The organism is Bradyrhizobium sp. LB13.1, assembly GCF_054056815.1.
Window position 1 is genome coordinate 80,504 of sequence record NZ_JBSRYQ010000002.1, and the last position, 17,454, is coordinate 97,957.

Genomic DNA, 17,454 nt, shown 5'->3' on the forward strand with positions numbered 1-17,454 from the left:
GCAATGACCTTATCGGTCGCGACGCTCTCCGTGGTCATGGCCGCGCCTGCCCATGCCTCCGGCTCCTCGATGCCGTGGGAACAGCCGCTGCAGCAGATATTACAGTCGATCGAAGGGGCGTCGGTGAAGCCCGATAGTTCGATGCGGTTGGTCCCCATCACACGGGCGCGGCGCAACTGCATGCCCTCACTGACATCGAGGGTGGTCGTGCCGTCGATCAGCGCTGTGAAGGCGGCTTCTGGCGTCAGGGTGCTGGCGCCCATGGCGCCGGCATTTGCGGCCCAGGCGGGCGAGACGCGGCGACCGATGATGCGCTCGCCCGCGTCGGTCTGGAGCCGATAGACCCGCGTTGACTCGTTGGGCAACCGCTTCCAGATCGGCAGCAGCAGACCGGCGACGATGTGGATGATGCTGTCGGAGAACTCCGGCACCTCGGCCAGCTCGGCTCCCCATGCGGTTACGAAGGTGGGACGGTCGGCTTCCTCCCAATGGCTCTCGTCCAACATGCGCAGCGGCGCGTAGTGCTGCTCCATCAGCCGGATCAGGCAGACGCGCCGTTCGATCTCACCATCGTCGAGCATCATGGATGGCGCTGGGATCTGCACAGCGGCCCGGCCGGATCGGCCGTTGACGAGGAGCCGCGCGCGGAGATCGGCGAGATGGTCGATCGCCATGTCGAGCGTGGTAGGGCGATTGCGCTCACGCCGCGTGATGGTTAGCAGCCGCGTCTCGGCGCCGGTGCCCGGATGCGTGTGGATCACCTGGCTGTCCGTGACGATAAAGCTCTCGGCCTGCAGCGTCTCCAATCCGAGATCATAAACGCCGCTGCGGATCGCGCCCTCGATCTTAGTGGTGAGGAGCTGCTCGAACGCCGTGAAGAGCACGCCCTGCAGATCGATGGTCAACGCCAGGAGCCGGTTCAGGAAGGTGGTGATCGGGGGCAGCTCGTCCTTGATGCCGTTGTCGTCCATCAGCTTCAGGCCGGTGGCGGACTCGAAGCGGTCGAGCGAGCACTTCGACCTTGCCGCGCACCAGCAGGAGATAGAGCTGGCGGAGCGCATCGCGCGCATAGTGCGATTCCAGATTGTCCTCGGGTCGGAACAGGCCCTGTCCACCGGTCTGGCGCTGGCCACGTGTGATCGCGCCGAGCGTGTCGAGCCGGCGCGCGATGGTCGAGAGGAAGCGCTTCTCGGCCTTCACGTCGGTTGCGATCGGCCGGAAGAGTGGAGGCTGCGCCTGGTTCGTTCGGTTGGTGCGGCCAAGGCCCTGGATGGCGGCGTCGGCCTTCCAACCCGGCTCGAGCAGATAATGGACGCGCAGGCGCTGGTTCCGCGCGAGATCGGCGTGATAGCTGCGCCCGCTGCCGCCAGCGTCCGGTGCCGCCAGCGTCAGAGAAGACGAGTACGCGCCTCTGGTCGTCCATGAATGCGGCGGTTTCCGCGAGATTGGCGGAAGCAGCTCGGTTCTCGACGGCAAGGCGTTCGGCCTTGCGTACCACGCGGCGCGAGCGGCCCGTCACCTCGGCCACTATGTCGGTGCCGAAACGCTGGACGATCTGGTCGAGCGCGCCGGGCACGGGCGTCAGCGACGCCAGCCGTTCGATCAGCTCGTCGCGCCGTGCGGCGGCTTCGCGGCTCTCGACAGGTTGGCCGTCGCGATAGACGGGACGCGACGACAGATTGCCTTCGCTGTCGGTGAACGGCTCGTAGAGCTGCACCGGGAAGGAATGCGCGAGGTAGTCCAGGACATACTCCCTGGGCGTGATGTCCACGCGGACGTCGTTCCATTCCTCAGTCGGGATCTCGGCGAGACGCCGTTCCATCAGCGCTTCGCCGGTCGAGACGATCTGGATCACAGCCGAATGGCCATCGGCCAGGTCCTGTTCGATCGAGCGGACCAGCGTCGGGTCTTCATGCTGGTCAACAGATGGCCGAAGAAGCGCTGCTTCGCGGACTCGAAGGCCGCGCGTGCGGCCGACTTCGCCTGCCGGTTCAGCGTGCCGCTTTCGCCAGTGATGTTGGCGGCTTGCATCGCCGCGTCGAGATGATTGTGGATGATGGCGAAGGCGCCGGCATACGCATCGTAGATGCGTGTCTGCTCGGGCGTGAGCTGGTGTTCGAGCAACTCATATTCGACGCCGTCATAGGACAGCGAGCGGGCGGTGTAGAGGCCGAGGGAGCGGAGATCGCGCGCCAGCACTTCCATGGCCGCAACGCCGCCATTCTCGACGGCCTCGACGAATTCGGCACGGTTGGCGAAGGGGAAATCCTCACCACCCCATAGGCCGAGCCGCTGGGCATAGGCGAGATTGTGGACGGTGGTCGCGCCGGTTGCCGGCGACTGCGTCGCGAAGCGCGAGGGTTCGATAGGCGGTGAGTTCGCTCACCAGACGCTCGGGGAGCGGCTTGATCACGTCGTCATCGTCTTCCTCAGGCTCAACGGGCGCGCCACCAATGGTGATGACGGCTCGCTGCACTGTGGGCTCGGCGACGCCGGCTTCAGTGCCGGGTTCGACAGGTTCTCTAATACGTTCCGCGGGCGCTTCGTCCTCGGGTCGAACATAACCTCGGTCGATATCGAGCGAGCCATTGGCGTCTATACTGACGAAGACACCGGCGCGCACGACCTCGCGTCGTAGAGGGTGGGGCGGTTGTCGAGGGCCGCAAGGGACGTCTCGATCTCGCCAAGGCGCTGGTCGACATCGTCGGGCAACTCGTCGGCCCCTTCAAACTCGGCTTCGAGCTTGTCGTACTCGGCCTTCAAGGCCTCGATCGCCGCCTGTTCATCGACAGTCAGGTCGGTGGAGAGCCCGTCCAGCTCGCGCAGGCCGTTCGTGGCGCCGTAGGGAAAGCTAACGGCGACCGCGACCCACTTCCAGCCTTCGCGCGCGATCTCCTCGGCTGCGATCTTGAGCTTGTCGGTGACAAGCTGATCGAGAAGCGCAACATCCTGCAGCCAGCCGCCATCATCGTCCTCGAACAAATCCCGCATGACCGCGCCGCCGGCGGCCTCGTAAGCATCGAGGCCGACGAACACGGCCCGCTTGTCGGAGGCGCGCGCGGTTTGCTCGGTCAGCATGCGGCGGATCTGGTATGGCTCCTTTGACCAAGCGTTCTTGATCGTATCCCAGACCTGTTCCTGTCGGGCGTGATTGCCGGAAACGGTGAAAGCCATAAGCTGTTCGAGGGTCATGTCGTCGGCCTCTCGACCCCCAACAGCGCCGGCGAGACAGTGAGGAGCCGGAGACGCTGCTTGACCACCTGCACCTGAACCAGGAAGGCCGAAGCGATCTCTTCTTCCGACATGCCCTTCGACAGCATCGCTGCGAATGCGCGGAACTGCTCGAGCGGCGTCAACGGCAGCCTGTCGATATTTTCGGCGAGGGACACCTCTTCTGCCAGGATCGGGCTCTTGGCGTCGCCGACAACGCATGGGACCGGCGCGGTCTTGGCGAGGCGCTTCTGCTTCACCAGGAGTTCGAGAGCGCGGTAGCGTCGGCCACCGGCGGGAACGTCGAACATGCCGGTCTCTGCGCCGTCGGCGTCGAGAACAGGGCGCACGTGAATGCTCTGGATCAGACCACGACGGGCGATCGAGGCCGCCAGGTCCTCGATCGAGATGCCGTCCTTTCTGGTTCGGACGTTGGTCTGGGAGAGAATGAGCTTGTTGAAGGGAATTTCGCGCGAGGACGACAGGGTGATCTTCTGAACGGCAGTAGCCATCGGGATGTACTCCGCGACGGGCGGCCGGGAGACTCTCTCTCGACCTCCAACCCGTCACGAAAATCCCGTCACTCCTCTCCCTCTATCGCGCGGTGACGCCTGTTCGGGCGCGCTTCGGCTCGGCGTCGGGTTCGGCCGGCTGGGTTTCCGTCTTCCCTTCGTCGGGCTTCACTTCAAGACGCAGTCCGACCGAAGACAGCACCTTTAGGATCGTGGTGAACTCGGGATTTCCCTTGGAATCGAGCGCTCGATAGAGGCTCTCGCGAGCGAGGCCGGTTTCGCGGGCGACCTGGCTCATGCCGCGATCGCGTGCGAATTGACCGAGCGTCTCCTTGATCGCGCTCGTGTCCGCGCGCGCGAGCGCATCATTGAGCGCCTTGACGACATCGTCGAGTGAGGGCCCTTCGGGAAGCGAGGCTGGGTCGGCCTCGGCCGCGATATCCTCCGGCGCTTCAGCCGGGGGTGCTCCCTCCGCTTCAGCCTTAGGTGCTTCCTCCATCGAGGACAGGAAGGTGGGTTGATTGCTGGTTTCGACCAGCCGCCACTCGTCGGGGGTTGCGCGCTCCTTCACGTCCTTGCGCAGCTCGTCGCTGCAATGCGCGATGAAGTTTCTCCACGCATCCACGGACTTGATATTCACGACATCCTTGTCGGGAACGTTGAAGAGGACGGCGATCTTTCCGGCGAGTGCGAGGCGAAGGACGTTGAGCACGGTGCCCGGGCTCTTGCCATCCCAGATCATCAGGCCGAAGTCGGCTTCACGCGCCATCTCCCGGTCCTTGGCCGCGTAGAACTGGAAGCCTTTAGCGCTCTTGGGCGCATCGACCTGATGGATGACCCAGGGGCCGAGATTGTTGCGTGGCGCGCTACCCGAGCAGAACACCGTGACCTTGTCATAGTGCTTGTCGAGGAAATGCTTCTGGACCGCTTTGTCGGCGCCGTTGGCGTCTCCGACGATGACGCGGTGGCCGCTCGCGACGACATTGTCGAGCCGCTTCTTAACCTCGGGAGGAAGCCGGGAAACGTGTCGCGAGCCGCCTATGAAGATCGTGTTCAATGGTTGCTCCGTGTTTTGGTGATGGTGAGAGCGCGGACCGATGCGGCCTTGCCTGGGCCGAGCAGCTCATCCGTAATGGCGTTCATCGTGGTCCCCGATCGAAAAAGATCGTCGAAGAGCAGGATACTGCGCCCCTGGGTCTGCGTCGCGTCGACCTGATAGAGGCCTTCGACCTGCTTCTTTCGTTCCTCCGGATCGGTCACGTTCTTGAGCTGGGAAGTGGAGCGCGTCGTGTTAATGCAGGACAGCACGGGAACGCCGAGCGCGGCACCGATGCCCTCGGCGAGGACAATGACCGGCTGCAAGGCGCGCTGATGCGACGGGGGGACCGGAACGATGCAGTCGAATTTGTCGCGGTGGGCGGAAAGGAAATTGGCGACCGTTTCAATGATCGGTCCTGCCGCATCTTTGTCCGCGCGGTTCTTCAGAAGATAGAGAAGCTGGGCGATTTCTGGCCGCAGAGTATCGAACTGCATATGGCCAAATTCATTAGGCCCGGTCGGGGTGCTACTGGTCGTATGAAGATCCAGCGCAATTCCCGAGTGCCAGCGGCCCTCGATTTTAATCGGATTGGTTTTGACTATAGCCATCCGCGCTTCCGAACCTCCCCGTTGTAACCTATGGGCTACATATGGGCAAGGCCCGGTCGCGATTCAAGTCTGTGGAAAGTCAAGCTGCTCCGGAAAACGCGTCAGAGGCCTCATCCTCGGGCGCGAGGAAGCTGAGCAGGTAGTCGGCAGCCTTGCTGGCCTGGCTCGCGGCGCGCACGATGGCGCGGTTGTCCTCGCGCAGGACCTCGAGCCAGGAGCCGACATAGTCGGCATGCCTGACGGTCGGCACGATGCCGATCGAGGCGCAGCAAAAGGCTGCGTTAATCTCGGCGACCAGCTCCTCGAATGCGTATTTCTTGGTGCCGAATGAGCCCGAGAGATCGCGCCCGACCCGCGATGTGTGTCCGGTAGCGCCACCTTCGTTCAGCACGGAGCTTGCCCAGCCGCGCAGCGCCCGGATCGGGCCTTGTCTTTCCCTTGTCAGCATCGAGATGGCTCCTGGCGCTCTCGACGAATCCTTGTGGACCGCCTCGCGTTCCGCGCTGCTACCACGGGCCAGGGATTCCGAAATGCAGAAGCTCCTCCACCTGTTCCGCGGCGCTGTGAAGAACCTTAAACGGTGGGCGCCGGGGTCTTCCTTGACGCCCGCGGGCGACTATCTGCAGCGCCCCGTCCGGGAGGGGCCGCTGCAGCTTCAATGCCTCGTCCGCAGGCGCGGTCATCCAGGTCTGCTTCGCGATGGCGGCCCTGGCCGACGAACTCACGCCCGGCTGCGTGGTGCCCTTCAACTCGTTCAGCGAGTTCACAAGACCGAGGGCGGCGACGTCTGGTTCGCGCTCGACGAGACCCGCCCGATGGCCTGGTTCGCCGGCATCTGGCGAGACCACCAACGACCTCGACGCATTCCTCACCAAGGAGCCGAATGCCAAGGTCGGCGCCATTCATCCCAAGACAATGCCGTTGATTCTGACGCGCCGGAAGAAGTCGGGACCTGGATGACCGTGCCTCCGGACGAGACGCTGAAGCTGCAGCGGCCCCTCCCGGACGGGGCGCTGCAGATAGTCGCCCGCGGCGTCAAGGAAAACCTGGGCCAAGCACGAGGGCAGGGGAGCGATCCGCCTGTTCACGAGCGCAATGGACCAGCAGATTGGGGCGCGCCGCGGGACTCGCCGTGCCGACTGGCAGTCTGCGGATCTGCGCATGCCATTCCACGGGTGAAGGCGTCCCTTGCATCCTCGTGCTCAGCCGCCCGGCTGCGCGGTGGCAAGCGCTACCGGAAGCAGACCGCAGCGCGACTGTAGATGGATAGGCGCCTATTCAGCGCATTCAGCGACGCGGAAGGCCCGGCTCCGGGGCGACACGAACGAGCCAAGGCCTTTGCTCGTGTGCGGCCCTCATGGAAGATCTCGATAGAATCCGAAGAAACATAAGAGTTATGGGACTTAAGCATGCTATCTATCGAAAATACCAATTGAATCAGTATTCGCATAACATAGATTATGGAATATATCGACGGATCGGCGCGTTCGGATTTCAGATTTTGAAGCCCACAGGTGGAAATCCCATGTGGACACGCACATTCCGCTCTGGCGCCGACACACCAATACGGTTCAATCGCGACTCAGCGACGAATGAGATCAACGCGATGAGCTTCAAAGCGGCAGCCACGAATGGCGCATACGAGCCTACCTTACATTGTCCGAACTGCAATCACGAAATTCGACTGACGGAATCGCTTGCCGCGCCGCTGCTCGAGCAAACCCGCCAGCGCTTCCAGGAACAGCTCGCGGGAAAAGATGCTGAAGTCGCGCGCAAGACTGAGGCGCTCCGTCTGGAACGCGAACAGCTCACAACGCGAGGCGGTCGAAGACCAGGTCGCGAAACGATTGACGGCCGAACGCGAGCGGATTGTCGCTTCTGAAGCCAAGAAGGCGCGCGAAGCCTCTGCCACGGAACTATCAGCGAAATTAATGAGGCTGCCGAGCTCCGTCAGCTTCTGGAGGCGAATAACCGCAAGCTGGCCGAAGCCCAGCAGGCTCAGGCTGAACTTATTCGCAAGCAGCGCGCGCTGGACGATGAGAAGCGTGAGTTGGACTTGACCATCGAAAAGCGCGTTCAAGCCTCCGTTGCAACGGTTCAGACCAAGGCCAGGCAGGAAGCCGACGACGCTGCCAGGCTTCGCGTTGCCGAAAAGGATCAAACGATCGAGTCGATGGCACGTACGATCGAGGAACTCAAGCGCAAGGCGGAGCAAGGTTCGCAACAGGCCCAAGGCGAAGTCCTCGAACTGGAACTCGATGAGCTTTTGCGCAGCCGTTTCCCAACCGATATCATAGAACCGGTCGGCAAAGGCGAGCTTGGCGCCGACGTCATCCAGCAGGTCAACGGCGCCGTCGGGCAGCCGGCAGGCATAATCCTATGGGAGACGAAACGTACCAAATCGTGGGGCGACGGTTGGCTGGCGAAGCTCAGGGATGACCAACGGCGGTCGGGCGCCGACGTATCGCTCATCATCTCGCACGCGCTACCCAAACACATCGAACAATTCGATCTAATGGATGGCGTGTGGGTCGCTCATCCTCGGTGCGCCCTCCCCGTTGCGGTGGCGCTGCGTCAAGCGCTGGTCGACGTATGCGGCGCACGGCTCGTGCAACACGGCCAGCAGACAAAGATGGAGCAGGTCTATGACTATCTGGCCGGCACCAGATTCCGGCAACGTGTCGAAGCGGTCATCGAAAAATTCAACGACATGAGAGACGACCTCGACAAGGAACGCAAGTTTATGGGTCGCCAATGGGCTAAACGCGAAACACAGATTGTATCTGTGATAGATTCGACCGTCGGGATGGTGGGCGACCTCCAAGCGATAGCCGGCAAGTCGATGCCGGAGATACCGAGTTTGGCGCCTCCCTTGCTAGAAGGCGGTGACGAGTCCGAACGCAAGGCAAGCTAGTTTTCACTAGACGATCGCCTCCCTTCCCTGCGCGTCACCAAGACGATTGGGAACGGGCCTGTAGCTCAATGGTTAGAGCCGGCCGCTCATAACGGTCTGGTTGCAGGTTCGAGTCCTGCCGGGCCCACTAGTATTTTCAAGGGCTTGACCCACCCTTTGGCGCTTCGCCTTCTCGTCAACCAACGAAACAACCAATCCTACGTTCTTGCTGGGTGCCGAGTGCGTTCCAATGGCGTTCGCTGCACCACGCAAATAGTCGGGATGGTGATGGCCATACGTCTCTCTAAGTGTCTTCTCGCTCATCCCTAGGAAGCCCGCAGCTTCCCACAAGGCAACGCCGCGCTGCATCAACCAAGTCGCAGCGGTATGCCGAAGGGTGTGTGGCGTTACATTGCCGGTGGACACATCGAGGCCAGCGATTCGCACCGCGGACGCAAAACCGGTTTTGACCGATGCTACCGGCCGGCCATTCCATTCCACGAAGTAGCTCTTTGCAATGCCAAGCCGAGCCCACCTTCTGAGGTGAGTAAGCAGTCTGTCCGGCAACGGAACCGGCGTCTGACGTTTAGTGCTGGCCCGCTTGCCGATAGCGAGCCGATTGAATATGCCGCCTTCCAGATCTACGAACGATTTGCCCTCCGCACGGAAGGGCGACGCCGTCGCTATCGCACCGGCACGAGTGCCAGTATAGAGGCCAATCAATGCGAACCGCGCCACGTGTCTTAAAGGCCGCTTGTCAGTCTCAATTTTTTGCCCCTTAAGGGGCCCAACGTGAACCGTTTGCGTTTCGCGATATCGCCAACAAGCCCAAAGAAACTTCGCGGCCTCTTTCCGAGTCAGCCACCGTTCGCGCGGCAGGCCCTTCTCCGGCAGAACCACACGAACTATTCCGCGGTGAAAGCCTTCCTTGGCGTGGTGATTAATGGCGGCGCGAAGGTCTTCTAGATCACGGCGCGCCCCACCGTTGCTGCCACGCGACTTAGTATATGCCCGGCAATTAGCACCGTTGACCTCCGAAAGCGTCTTGCCACCCCACCACGTATTGAGGCGCGCTATTCGTCCGTCAAATTTTACCTTGTTCGCTTGCGTTTCGCGGCGGTCGTCATCATAGATCGAAAGCACGTCCGCGATGTCGATTTCCTCAATATCCTTGAGGCGCCGCACCGGGGCGTACTTCTCACCGATGTAAGCGGCTAAGCGCTCCTGCGCCTTTCTATCTTCGCCTGCAAAGCATCCCGTGGCGATATGCTCACGACTGTCGACGATGATCCACGTTCCCTTCGCGGTGATCTTGCCGTCGTTGCGCCGCTCCCTTCGCCACCAAAGGCGCGGCCCTCTACTTTGACGCGGCATAGCTTCCTCATTTCCTCGATAGCGCGGAGACTCGTGAAATCTTTGTTCGCGATTCGCTCGACAACTAGCCGGCCTGCCCTTGCCTCACGGCGTAGGCCACTAACGGACATTCCACCAAGCGGGAAACAGTGCGCGACAGCGTCAGCAAGCCGCATTGGCGCATCCAAACCGATGCTGTCGTTCGCAGGTGCAGGCGATGGACTTGCAGACATAAATTCCTCAATATCAACCTGAATGTATACACGACAAAATGTCGGATTTCAATGTGATCGATCATCATGAGCGCACGAGACTTATCGTTATTGGCGGCGCAAACCAGAGCCGCACGCGGGCTGCTGGGGTGGTCGCAAGCTTATCTAGCGGAGGCCTGCAATATTCATCGCGCTACACTCGTCGATCTGGAGTCCGGTAAGCGCGAGCCGCATGAAGCAACACTCTCGATTCTTATGAATGAGCTCGCTGCAGCGGGGATCGTCTTCACCGAAAAAGGCGTCGAATTTCAGAAATGGCCTACAAAGGCTTGCGTTCCGACTGGGCAAAAGAAGAGATGACTAATGGTTGGTGATGCAAACATCGCAAGCTTCTTAAACATCGCACGCGAGAACGAAGCGGAAGCGATGGATCACCACGACAAATATCTCGCGTTCTTAGAGCGGGTCGATCAGAACTTTCGGAATCTAATGGTCGCAGAGGCTGGCGACAATGTGATGGCCAGAATTATGGTCCTGGCAGCACACGCCTACTTCTTATCTGCGGTCCGTACAGCATTAGGTGGACAGTCACCGGCCACCTTTCCCAACTTGAGAGCTGCGATTGAGTGCGCCCTATACGGCTTGATAATGCAAGAGGAACACGGAGCCGACAGAGCTTGGTTAAACCGTCATATGGATCGGGAGACCTGTCGACGGACCTTTACCGCGGCCAAAGGTATAAGGTTGTTGAAACGCGACCCTAATCTGCGGACGCTCACACAGCAAGTTTACGACGCAAGCATAGACTTCGGCGCGCATCCCAATCCGATTGCTGTAATGAAGAACTTACGGGTTGAAGATGTTGGAGACGCATTTAGCGTGTCCCTTACATCCCTTCACTCCGTCGATTCGTTCCCTGTGGAGCAGGCACTCATTGCGTGTGTAGAAACTGGAGCCGCCTGCGTGCTAATCTTTTCGCGGGTATTCCCCGCAAATTCCATTTCTGAGGAAGTAAATTGCTCGACGGCTAATCTGATAGCTGAATTCCAGACTTGGTTAGAAACGGAAGGCTTTCGCTGGCCCTTGGAAGACGAATAGTCCGAGCTGGCTCGCGTCGGATGGTCATTGCCGCCCGCCCTACGGCGCGAAATCAATAACCTCATCACCGAACGGCGTGCTATTTCCCGAATCAAGAGCATCAAACGCTTTGTCGACTGCCCGCTTGTCCCAGATCGTGCGCCCGTAGGTACGCTTCGGCTTCGGCATCTCGCCAGCAGCAACCATCCTATCCCAGATCGCGTGAGACACACCGACATAGGCTGCCGCGCGTACTCGCGACAGCCCGCGTGGCCAGCATGGATGATCGCGATCATCCATGCTATGCAGGCTCAACGCTGAGGATTCCGTTTAGCTCAATTTTGAAAGCACGAGGCGGCTGCGGCTCGGCTCGGAACTCTAGAACTATGCCGCTTGCTCCTAATCTCTCGGCATTCATCATGTGTTTTGCTGCGGTCGCCTGATCGATGCGCCCGGCTTCGACCAAGCTGGCGAGCAATTCTTCGTTAGCAGCTAGCTGCGCGGTGATGACTTGCATTCTCGTATTCCCCATGCCGGAATCGGCAGGAAACAGATTGATCGAAGAAAAGTAGCCGAACAACACCAGAGATGTCGCTCAAATCGCTAATCTTCGGAACGACGACTTCCCCGGCCGACTCCGTCTGCGTACCAAAAGCCCGTCAAAGGACCGATCAACGGCTACCTTATCCCAGCGATTAGCCGCCGATCTTGGCCGGCTTCGGCATGGTCCCGGCCGCTACCATGCAGTCAAACTCTTTCGGCGTCACATCGGCGTAGGCGGCAGCCCTGAGCCGCGACGGGCCACGGGGCCAATGTGGCGTCGACCTCTTTCATGTCGCTACGCCGATCAACGTTTCTTGCGGCCAACTTCGCCGCAAAGCGCATCGACCCCTCCGCTCCGCAGAGCCCCCGCGTTATAAGTGAGCAAAGCGTACAACGATCCCGAGTAGCGCCAAAATTAATACAAGAGCAGATAGCAACTGTGGCATATGACTCCCCCACACCAATCGAGTTACGTTTGATGGCGCGGGAGTTAGCTTGTCACCAAGGAACAACGTCATCACTTCCGAACGATGCCGATAAACAGTGACAAAGGATATGATCGCCATCATGAATCCGACCGCGAAAAGCGTGATGAACACGCCAACCCCCTTCAATTGAGAATTGCCGTTGTAATCCTTCAGAACGCTCAAGCTGCCAACGAGGCCGGTGCCGTGGGCGGCGAGTAAGTAGCCAACGGATTTGAATTCCGTTTCAAATGTCTCTTTTGCATACTCCTTCTCTGCATTGAACCGTTCCATAGGCGCTAGGTCCGGCATCCTGTCGTCGATCATGAAGCCTCAGCTTACCATTTTTGTTGGACCAAATATTAGCCAGCTAGCCCGACCCCTGCGTCGGTTGCTTACCGCTCCCGTTGTAACGGTTGTCGGTCGACCATCGTTCGCAACCTCCCCGCGCCCTTGCCTCGCGTCGTATTCGCGGGCTATTCGTCCTTCCGCGGCTGTTCGCTATTCGTGTGTCGAAATGTACTCCTCAAACGTAACTGCCTGTATGCCGTCGATGCCGGAGTATCGACGTTTGCGCCTTTCGTCGGTCACCACAACGAGTTTCTCGCATGAGGCAATACCTGCAATCTTCCAATCCACTGCGCTATCGTTTGGCCCTCTTCTTCCAAATGTTGCGTTAGCGCGGTCAGCAATGGCTATGATAGAGGTTCTGTGCTCTTCCGTAAGTTGCTCGCGTTTCACTCCGAGTCCCGTGACTGTTGCCGACTCGTCCTCGTAGACATCGCAAAATTCATTCCAAGCGACTGCGTATATGCGCACTTGGCCCGTACTAACATCCGCTTGCGCCACGGCAAATTGATTGCCGGACGATTTTGACCAAGCCAGCAACCCTTTCACATCGAAGGTAAACGCGGTGCCATTAGGCATCGGGCTCGTCCACCTCGTCCGTCAACGACGCCGTGGGCGCATTGCTGAAATAGTCCGGTTGATATTTCGGCTTGATGCCCGATAAGCGGTAAAAATCTAAGTCGTCGACTATCCCGGCCCGAATGGCAGGATCAAAAATCTCTGCGAGCCGTGATCCGTAACGAGAAAGCTTGTACTTCCATTCAGGTTGCCGATTTTTACCGCCTCCACCCGCCTTGGCGAAATCGGGATTTCCTGAAGCTTTGATGAAGCCGTGCCATGTGGCTATAGCTCTGGCATCGTAGTGTCCCGTCTCGACTAACCGGAGAACGCTAGCATAGAGGGATATCTTCGTGATCTTAGAGAATGCCCTCAATTCGTCGATATCGAACTGTTTTGAAGTAATCGTTCTCTGCGCCGCGAAATTGACAAGTGTGCGCGGCGCCAGGAAATTGATTGCGAAAACATTGCACTTTCGCTCTACCGCGTTTTTGAGAATATCAGGATCAGAGATTCCCGTTTCACCCAAGATGCAATGGTATATCTCGTGAGCCAGAGTGAACAGACGGCGAGAGTAGGACTGCCCGAGTGTGTTCACAACGATAGCATCGAAGGTGTCGTTTCCGACTACTGCAAATCCGACGCCGTCTTCAGTCGAGAAGCTGAATTGAAAAACAAGCGTTTCGAATTGTTCGACCCATCTACGAAGGCGGACGTATAGCTGCCTCGAATCCTCAATGTTCGATTGTAAATCATCAGTGAGCCCGATAACGGCGCGCAACTGGGACGCGGCCTCTTCTGGTTTCCACGACTGCGGAATGATCTTGGTTAGCTGGCGGTTCGCATCAAAAGCTATTCGTGTCAGCGGATCAGCCTGTATGCTTTTGGCAAGATCAATCGCTTTAATCGTGTCTCGTTGATATGCCCTACGGGCCGGAGTAGCCAAACGGAAGTCAGCAATGCTTGATGCTGGGACTAGCCTTTCACCCTCGGCGAACAGGTAGAAATCCGGCACCAGAAGTTCAGCGGCAATTTTCTTTACTACGGTCTCTTTTCGTTTGGGCGGATCGTCGAGCCACTGGTGGAATTCGTCCTGTCGCATACCGACACGCTCGCCCAAGTCGCGCTCAGAAAGACCACGAACTTGTAGTAGTCTAGCTACATTCTGTTTTATTGATGCCAAGACAATTTCTTCCGAGGGCGGTGATCATGAAACTAAGCGATTTCTCTAGTGTATTGCAACTGGGAGTTGGGCTCCATCTCGGAACGGCACTTCTTCAATCGATAGCTGAGTTCGCAAGCTCCCCTCTGTCGAAGCGAATCGAGCGGCTGGCTAAGCTCGCTGCATTGCGGCGAAAGCGGCTCAAAAAGCAGGGCGAGATCGCAGATACGTCGCTTGATCTGGAAAATGAAGTACTGGACCTCCATTCGACTTTAGAACTACGGAAAGTCCAGTTCTTCAACGAGTACCGCATTGCCGCTCAGGTCAACACCATTGCAGCGGTAGGGCTGTTTTGCCTACTGGTGTGGGCTGCGGTGCAAGCAGATGATTCGGCCAGTGTCTATCTCGCTATCTTTCTCATTGGCGCGAGCTTTGCTCCTGCCGTTCTGTCCCTTGGCACGCTATGGTGGCGATGGAATGTCAACACCGCCGATGTGAGAAAGACAACCACGGAGATTGAGCGCAAACTGCTGGGCTAGGACGAAGAGGCGGCCCGGAGACCGCCTTAATCCTTTACAGACGCCGAGTCTGCTTTGCCTTGGTGACTGTGTTTACAATGACGTTCGGCAAGCTCGCCTTCAGGTCCGTTAGCTGCGCCTGAACGCGTGCAAGGCCGGCTTCGTCGGCGCCGCGTGCGTCAATGGTGATCGGCACCGAAACGTGAGTAGAGCCACCATCAGGCATGACGCCATTGGGAAGAATCTTCGAACCCTTATCGAGATAGCGAAGTTCTGGCCCCTTCTCGCCAACGACGGACCAGCCGCCCGGGGCGCTGTCCGTGCCGTCTGCGAACATGGGAAACGACAATCCGCCTGTGCCTGCTCCGAGATCAGAGCCGCTCATGGTTGGCGTGCTACCGCTACCGCCCAACCCGAACAGATTCATTAGTCCGCCGCCACCACCCCCGGGAAACGCCTTCGACCAAAGATTGTCGACGGCCATAGACATGAGTTTGTCAGCGATCTTGTTCAGTGCGTTCGTCCCGGCCGCAGCGAATGAATCCCAAAACGATTTGCCTTGCGCGAGGGCGTGCTCGAAATCGAGAGCAAAGCCCCTCGCTGCGTCCTGTGACGTTGAAGCGAATTCCTTGACTGAATTGTTCAACCGAATTTGAGCAGCTTCGGAGCTGTTCAACGCGGCTGTCACGTCCGGATAGATGTTCTTTAGCGTCGACGCTATCTGTGCGTCCTGAGGAGTCAGAAGTGCCGTTTGACGTGCGAAGCTAATTTGGTTTGCGACTCTTGCCTTTTCCAGAGCTAGAGCGGCATCACCGGCCTGTTGTGCTAGCTCTTGAAATGCTTTCGCGCGCTGGCCCGTAACAGAAACGCCTTCCTTCTCCGCTGCAGCTTCAAGCAAAGCCATAGCCTTGAGGCGTTCGATGTTGTCTGCCGTAGTACCGACCGATTCAGCCGCGGCAAGCGTCGTCTTTGAGTACTTCGTCAGAGACTCGGTGGCTCTGTCGATGGCACTACTGCCGAGGTCCTTTGAAGCCACCCTGGACGGTATCGGGGATTCATAGTCAGACGCAGACAGACCCGGATATGGCTTGGCCCTAGAGCCCGGGTCTGGCGGATTCGCCTTGTCAAATGCCGCGTCCATTTCCGACGCTGTCGGATAACGAGGCTCATTGACCATGCTGGCAGCAACGCCACGAATCTTTTCGGAAGCTTCTTGCTGGCTCGTGTAACTGAAGCCATTCCACAACGCTTTGCCAAACGTAGTCCACGTATCGGATTCGAAAATCGGTGAGTTTTGGAAATCCTTTTGCGCCTGACTCAACGCTTCGGTGTCGATTGCGATTCCCTTTTGAGGGTCTACGCCGGCCGACTTTAGCACTTCCGATGCGGCGCTTGCTGCTACCGCGCCGGCTACGTCCGATGAACCTCTAGCGCGCTCGCGAACCTCCTTGATAAACGATGCCGCTTTATCAATGTATTTGTCGACTTCCGGCAGAAGCTCAGAAATCGCCGCCTTCATATACGTCGACCACTCAACGCTAGACTTTCGCCAGCGTTCGTCGAAGTCCTTGGCCTTCTCAATCGTTTCGTCGCTAATGATTGCGCCTGCGTCTTCTGCGGCGCCTCGGATGCCGTCAAAGCCGTGCGAGGCTTGCTCAAGGAACGGAATCCATTCCTTAGTGTAGCCAAGCATTTGAGCGATGGCGATCTGATCTTGCGGAGTCTGCGCTCGCCGCACAAGATCGCCCGCGGTCTGTAGTAATTGCGTCTCGCTGATCAGTTGTCCGTTTGCATTCTTGATGCTGAATCCGTTCGCTTCAAATTCCTTGGAAAGAGAATTTGCGTTGCGCTGTGCGTCGTTCAGCAACTGCGCGGACTTCGACAGGCCCGCGTTAACCTGATCCAAACTCAGGCCCTTTACCTGCCCGGCAAACGTGACAGACTGGAAATCACGTACTGACAACCCGGCCTGCTCTGCCGTTGTCGCCATGTCGGCAAGCTCTTTGTTAGCTTGCGCGACGTAGTTTAGAAAACCAGCGGCGGCGCCAAACGCGCCGAACCCCGCCAGTGCAGTCGATAGCAAATCGGTTGATGAAGAAACGTTTCCGACAGCATCACCGAGCGACTCGACCGAACGTGTCGTGCTATCTATGCCTTCACCTGTCGCAGTGATTGTTACCCTGCGTACAATATCGCCTTCAGCCATGCGCCACGCCTCGCGCAACAGCTTCGGCCACGGCCTGAAGGGCCGCGGCCCCGTTGGTTTCAGTCATTAGATTTGTTTCCTGAAAGCAGGTGCAGGCTCACAAAATGGGCCTGCACGATTTGGGCTGATCACATTCTAGCCATAACGCTGAATGCGTTCTGCGACGCTACGTTGAAGTTGTTGGCGTTGGTGCTGTCGTCCTGCTCGTTGGCCGAGAACACATGCAGGCCCAGCAGTGGCCCGGCCGCGTAAACGGCGGTTGCACCAACGTTGGTCGTATTAGGACCACCTGCGACAACCCCTTGTCCAATAAATGCGCTGTTCGAATCCACACCAATGCCGAACACCGCCGCCGCTCCATTCGCGACAAGGCTAACGCGGCCGGCATACTGGATCTGGGTCGCATCTTCGGCCAGACCATAAACAACTGATACTTGGTTGCCTGCGGACGCTCTCGCCTGCCGGACGGTCGAGCTGGAGTATGTATAGGGCGCGCCATTATCGATCGTCGCCGCGGACACTGTCACGCGGTTATAGGCATTCCAGAGACCAAGGAAGCCCGCCACGCCGCCCGATCCCGACCCGCCAAGAATCCAATCGAGTTGCGACGAACCATTGCTGCGCGTGGTGCCAACATAGGTTCCGCGAGATGCGGCCGGCCCATTGGTGATGCTGGCATTGTTGAGCAGGATACCGTTGACCACGACCAGCGCCGTGCCGGCTGAACGGGTTGTGCTGTTCGACCAGTCCG

At 58.9% G+C, this 17,454-nt stretch carries 12 protein-coding genes, 1 tRNA gene and 8 pseudogenes; 7 read left to right on the plus strand and 14 right to left on the minus strand.

Going from position 1 to position 17,454, the window contains the following annotated elements:
* Window positions 1-3: 3 nt before the first annotated feature.
* A pseudogene (locus tag ACVWYI_RS37660) lies at window positions 4-129 on the plus strand (TrbC/VirB2 family protein); the annotation flags it as partial.
* On the opposite strand, the pseudogene ACVWYI_RS37665 reads toward ACVWYI_RS37660, so the two are convergent.
* The 6 genes and pseudogenes from ACVWYI_RS37665 to ACVWYI_RS37690 all read right to left on the minus strand — a co-directional run.
* Window positions 120-2,334: pseudogene (locus ACVWYI_RS37665) on the minus strand (strawberry notch C-terminal domain-containing protein); the annotation flags it as partial. The pseudogenes ACVWYI_RS37660 and ACVWYI_RS37665 overlap by 10 nt on opposite strands.
* Window positions 2,330-3,722 (minus strand): annotated as a pseudogene (locus ACVWYI_RS37670) (ParB/RepB/Spo0J family partition protein); the annotation flags it as partial. The pseudogenes ACVWYI_RS37670 and ACVWYI_RS37665, both read right to left, overlap by 5 nt.
* A gap of 82 nt (window positions 3,723-3,804) precedes the next feature.
* Window positions 3,805-4,779 (minus strand): addiction module antidote protein, encoded by a 975-nt coding sequence (locus tag ACVWYI_RS37675; RefSeq protein WP_456664679.1) that lies wholly within the window; start codon window positions 4,777-4,779, stop codon window positions 3,805-3,807.
* Complete coding sequence (locus ACVWYI_RS37680) at window positions 4,776-5,369, minus strand: ComF family protein (protein WP_456664680.1); 594 nt, start codon at window positions 5,367-5,369, stop codon at window positions 4,776-4,778. Before ACVWYI_RS37680 ends, ACVWYI_RS37675 begins: the two co-directional genes overlap by 4 nt.
* A gap of 79 nt (window positions 5,370-5,448) precedes the next feature.
* A pseudogene (locus ACVWYI_RS37685) lies at window positions 5,449-5,757 on the minus strand (zincin-like metallopeptidase domain-containing protein); the annotation flags it as partial.
* 118 nt (window positions 5,758-5,875) lie between these two features.
* Window positions 5,876-6,061: pseudogene (locus ACVWYI_RS37690) on the minus strand (hypothetical protein); the annotation flags it as partial.
* A gap of 40 nt (window positions 6,062-6,101) precedes the next feature.
* On the opposite strand from ACVWYI_RS37690, the pseudogene ACVWYI_RS37695 reads away from it, so the two are divergent.
* The 3 genes and pseudogenes from ACVWYI_RS37695 to ACVWYI_RS37705 all read left to right on the plus strand — a co-directional run.
* A pseudogene (locus ACVWYI_RS37695) lies at window positions 6,102-6,418 on the plus strand (SOS response-associated peptidase family protein); the annotation flags it as partial.
* A 557-nt stretch (window positions 6,419-6,975) separates the two neighbouring features.
* Window positions 6,976-8,283 (plus strand): annotated as a pseudogene (locus ACVWYI_RS37700) (DUF2130 domain-containing protein).
* A 54-nt stretch (window positions 8,284-8,337) separates the two neighbouring features.
* Window positions 8,338-8,410: transfer RNA gene (locus tag ACVWYI_RS37705), tRNA-Ile, on the plus strand.
* Window positions 8,411-8,559: 149 nt separating this feature from the next.
* Here the strand turns inward: ACVWYI_RS37705 and ACVWYI_RS37710 are convergent.
* Window positions 8,560-9,636: pseudogene (locus ACVWYI_RS37710) on the minus strand (tyrosine-type recombinase/integrase); the annotation flags it as partial.
* A 278-nt stretch (window positions 9,637-9,914) separates the two neighbouring features.
* On the opposite strand from ACVWYI_RS37710, the gene ACVWYI_RS37715 reads away from it, so the two are divergent.
* Together ACVWYI_RS37715 and ACVWYI_RS37720 are read left to right on the plus strand one after the other, a co-directional pair.
* Window positions 9,915-10,187 carry a helix-turn-helix domain-containing protein gene (locus tag ACVWYI_RS37715; RefSeq protein ID WP_456664681.1) on the plus strand — a complete coding sequence of 91 codons (273 nt, stop codon included), beginning with the start codon at window positions 9,915-9,917 and terminating at the stop codon, window positions 10,185-10,187.
* 3 nt (window positions 10,188-10,190) lie between these two features.
* The gene (locus ACVWYI_RS37720) at window positions 10,191-10,925 is read left to right on the plus strand and encodes a hypothetical protein (RefSeq protein ID WP_456664682.1); all 735 of its coding nucleotides are present in this window, start codon (window positions 10,191-10,193) and stop codon (window positions 10,923-10,925) included.
* Window positions 10,926-10,964: 39 nt separating this feature from the next.
* On the opposite strand, the gene ACVWYI_RS37725 is transcribed toward ACVWYI_RS37720, so the two are convergent.
* From ACVWYI_RS37725 to ACVWYI_RS37745, 5 genes are all read right to left on the minus strand, one after another.
* Complete coding sequence (locus ACVWYI_RS37725) at window positions 10,965-11,204, minus strand: helix-turn-helix transcriptional regulator (RefSeq protein ID WP_456664683.1); 240 nt, start codon at window positions 11,202-11,204, stop codon at window positions 10,965-10,967.
* A 1-nt stretch (window position 11,205) separates the two neighbouring features.
* A complete protein-coding gene (locus tag ACVWYI_RS37730; RefSeq protein ID WP_456664684.1) occupies window positions 11,206-11,487 on the minus strand; it encodes a hypothetical protein in 282 nt (93 codons plus the stop codon).
* Between the two features lie 331 nt (window positions 11,488-11,818).
* A complete protein-coding gene (locus tag ACVWYI_RS37735) occupies window positions 11,819-12,238 on the minus strand; it encodes a hypothetical protein (RefSeq protein ID WP_456664685.1) in 420 nt (139 codons plus the stop codon).
* Between the two features lie 174 nt (window positions 12,239-12,412).
* The gene (locus ACVWYI_RS37740; RefSeq protein WP_456664686.1) at window positions 12,413-12,838 is read right to left on the minus strand and encodes a hypothetical protein; all 426 of its coding nucleotides are present in this window, start codon (window positions 12,836-12,838) and stop codon (window positions 12,413-12,415) included.
* Window positions 12,831-13,937, minus strand: coding sequence for an ImmA/IrrE family metallo-endopeptidase (locus ACVWYI_RS37745; protein ID WP_456664687.1), 1,107 nt, complete (start codon window positions 13,935-13,937; stop codon window positions 12,831-12,833). Before ACVWYI_RS37745 ends, ACVWYI_RS37740 begins: the two co-directional genes overlap by 8 nt.
* A gap of 89 nt (window positions 13,938-14,026) precedes the next feature.
* Here ACVWYI_RS37745 and ACVWYI_RS37750 point away from each other — a divergent pair, with 89 nt between their 5' ends.
* The gene (locus tag ACVWYI_RS37750) at window positions 14,027-14,518 is read left to right on the plus strand and encodes a hypothetical protein (protein ID WP_456664688.1); all 492 of its coding nucleotides are present in this window, start codon (window positions 14,027-14,029) and stop codon (window positions 14,516-14,518) included.
* Between the two features lie 34 nt (window positions 14,519-14,552).
* Here ACVWYI_RS37750 and ACVWYI_RS37755 read toward each other — a convergent pair whose 3' ends face one another.
* Window positions 14,553-16,703 (minus strand): hypothetical protein, encoded by a 2,151-nt coding sequence (locus tag ACVWYI_RS37755; protein ID WP_456664689.1) that lies wholly within the window; start codon window positions 16,701-16,703, stop codon window positions 14,553-14,555.
* 128 nt (window positions 16,704-16,831) lie between these two features.
* A complete protein-coding gene (locus tag ACVWYI_RS37760; RefSeq protein WP_456664690.1) occupies window positions 16,832-17,407 on the minus strand; it encodes a hypothetical protein in 576 nt (191 codons plus the stop codon).
* Window positions 17,408-17,454: the final 47 nt, after the last annotated feature.

Excerpts from the sequence above, each read along its gene's own strand:
- ACVWYI_RS37735 (WP_456664685.1), bottom strand. The coding sequence starts at position 12,238 with ATGATCGACGACAGGATGCCGGACCTAGCGCCTATGGAACGGTTCAAT.
- ACVWYI_RS37720 (WP_456664682.1), top strand. The coding sequence starts at position 10,191 with ATGGTTGGTGATGCAAACATCGCAAGCTTCTTAAACATCGCACGCGAG.
- ACVWYI_RS37680 (WP_456664680.1), bottom strand. The coding sequence starts at position 5,369 with ATGGCTATAGTCAAAACCAATCCGATTAAAATCGAGGGCCGCTGGCAC.
- ACVWYI_RS37725 (WP_456664683.1), bottom strand. The coding sequence starts at position 11,204 with ATGGATGATCGCGATCATCCATGCTGGCCACGCGGGCTGTCGCGAGTA.
- ACVWYI_RS37715 (WP_456664681.1), top strand. The coding sequence starts at position 9,915 with ATGAGCGCACGAGACTTATCGTTATTGGCGGCGCAAACCAGAGCCGCA.
- ACVWYI_RS37740 (WP_456664686.1), bottom strand. The coding sequence starts at position 12,838 with ATGCCTAATGGCACCGCGTTTACCTTCGATGTGAAAGGGTTGCTGGCT.
- ACVWYI_RS37755 (WP_456664689.1), bottom strand. The coding sequence starts at position 16,703 with ATGGCTGAAGGCGATATTGTACGCAGGGTAACAATCACTGCGACAGGT.
- ACVWYI_RS37750 (WP_456664688.1), top strand. The coding sequence starts at position 14,027 with ATGAAACTAAGCGATTTCTCTAGTGTATTGCAACTGGGAGTTGGGCTC.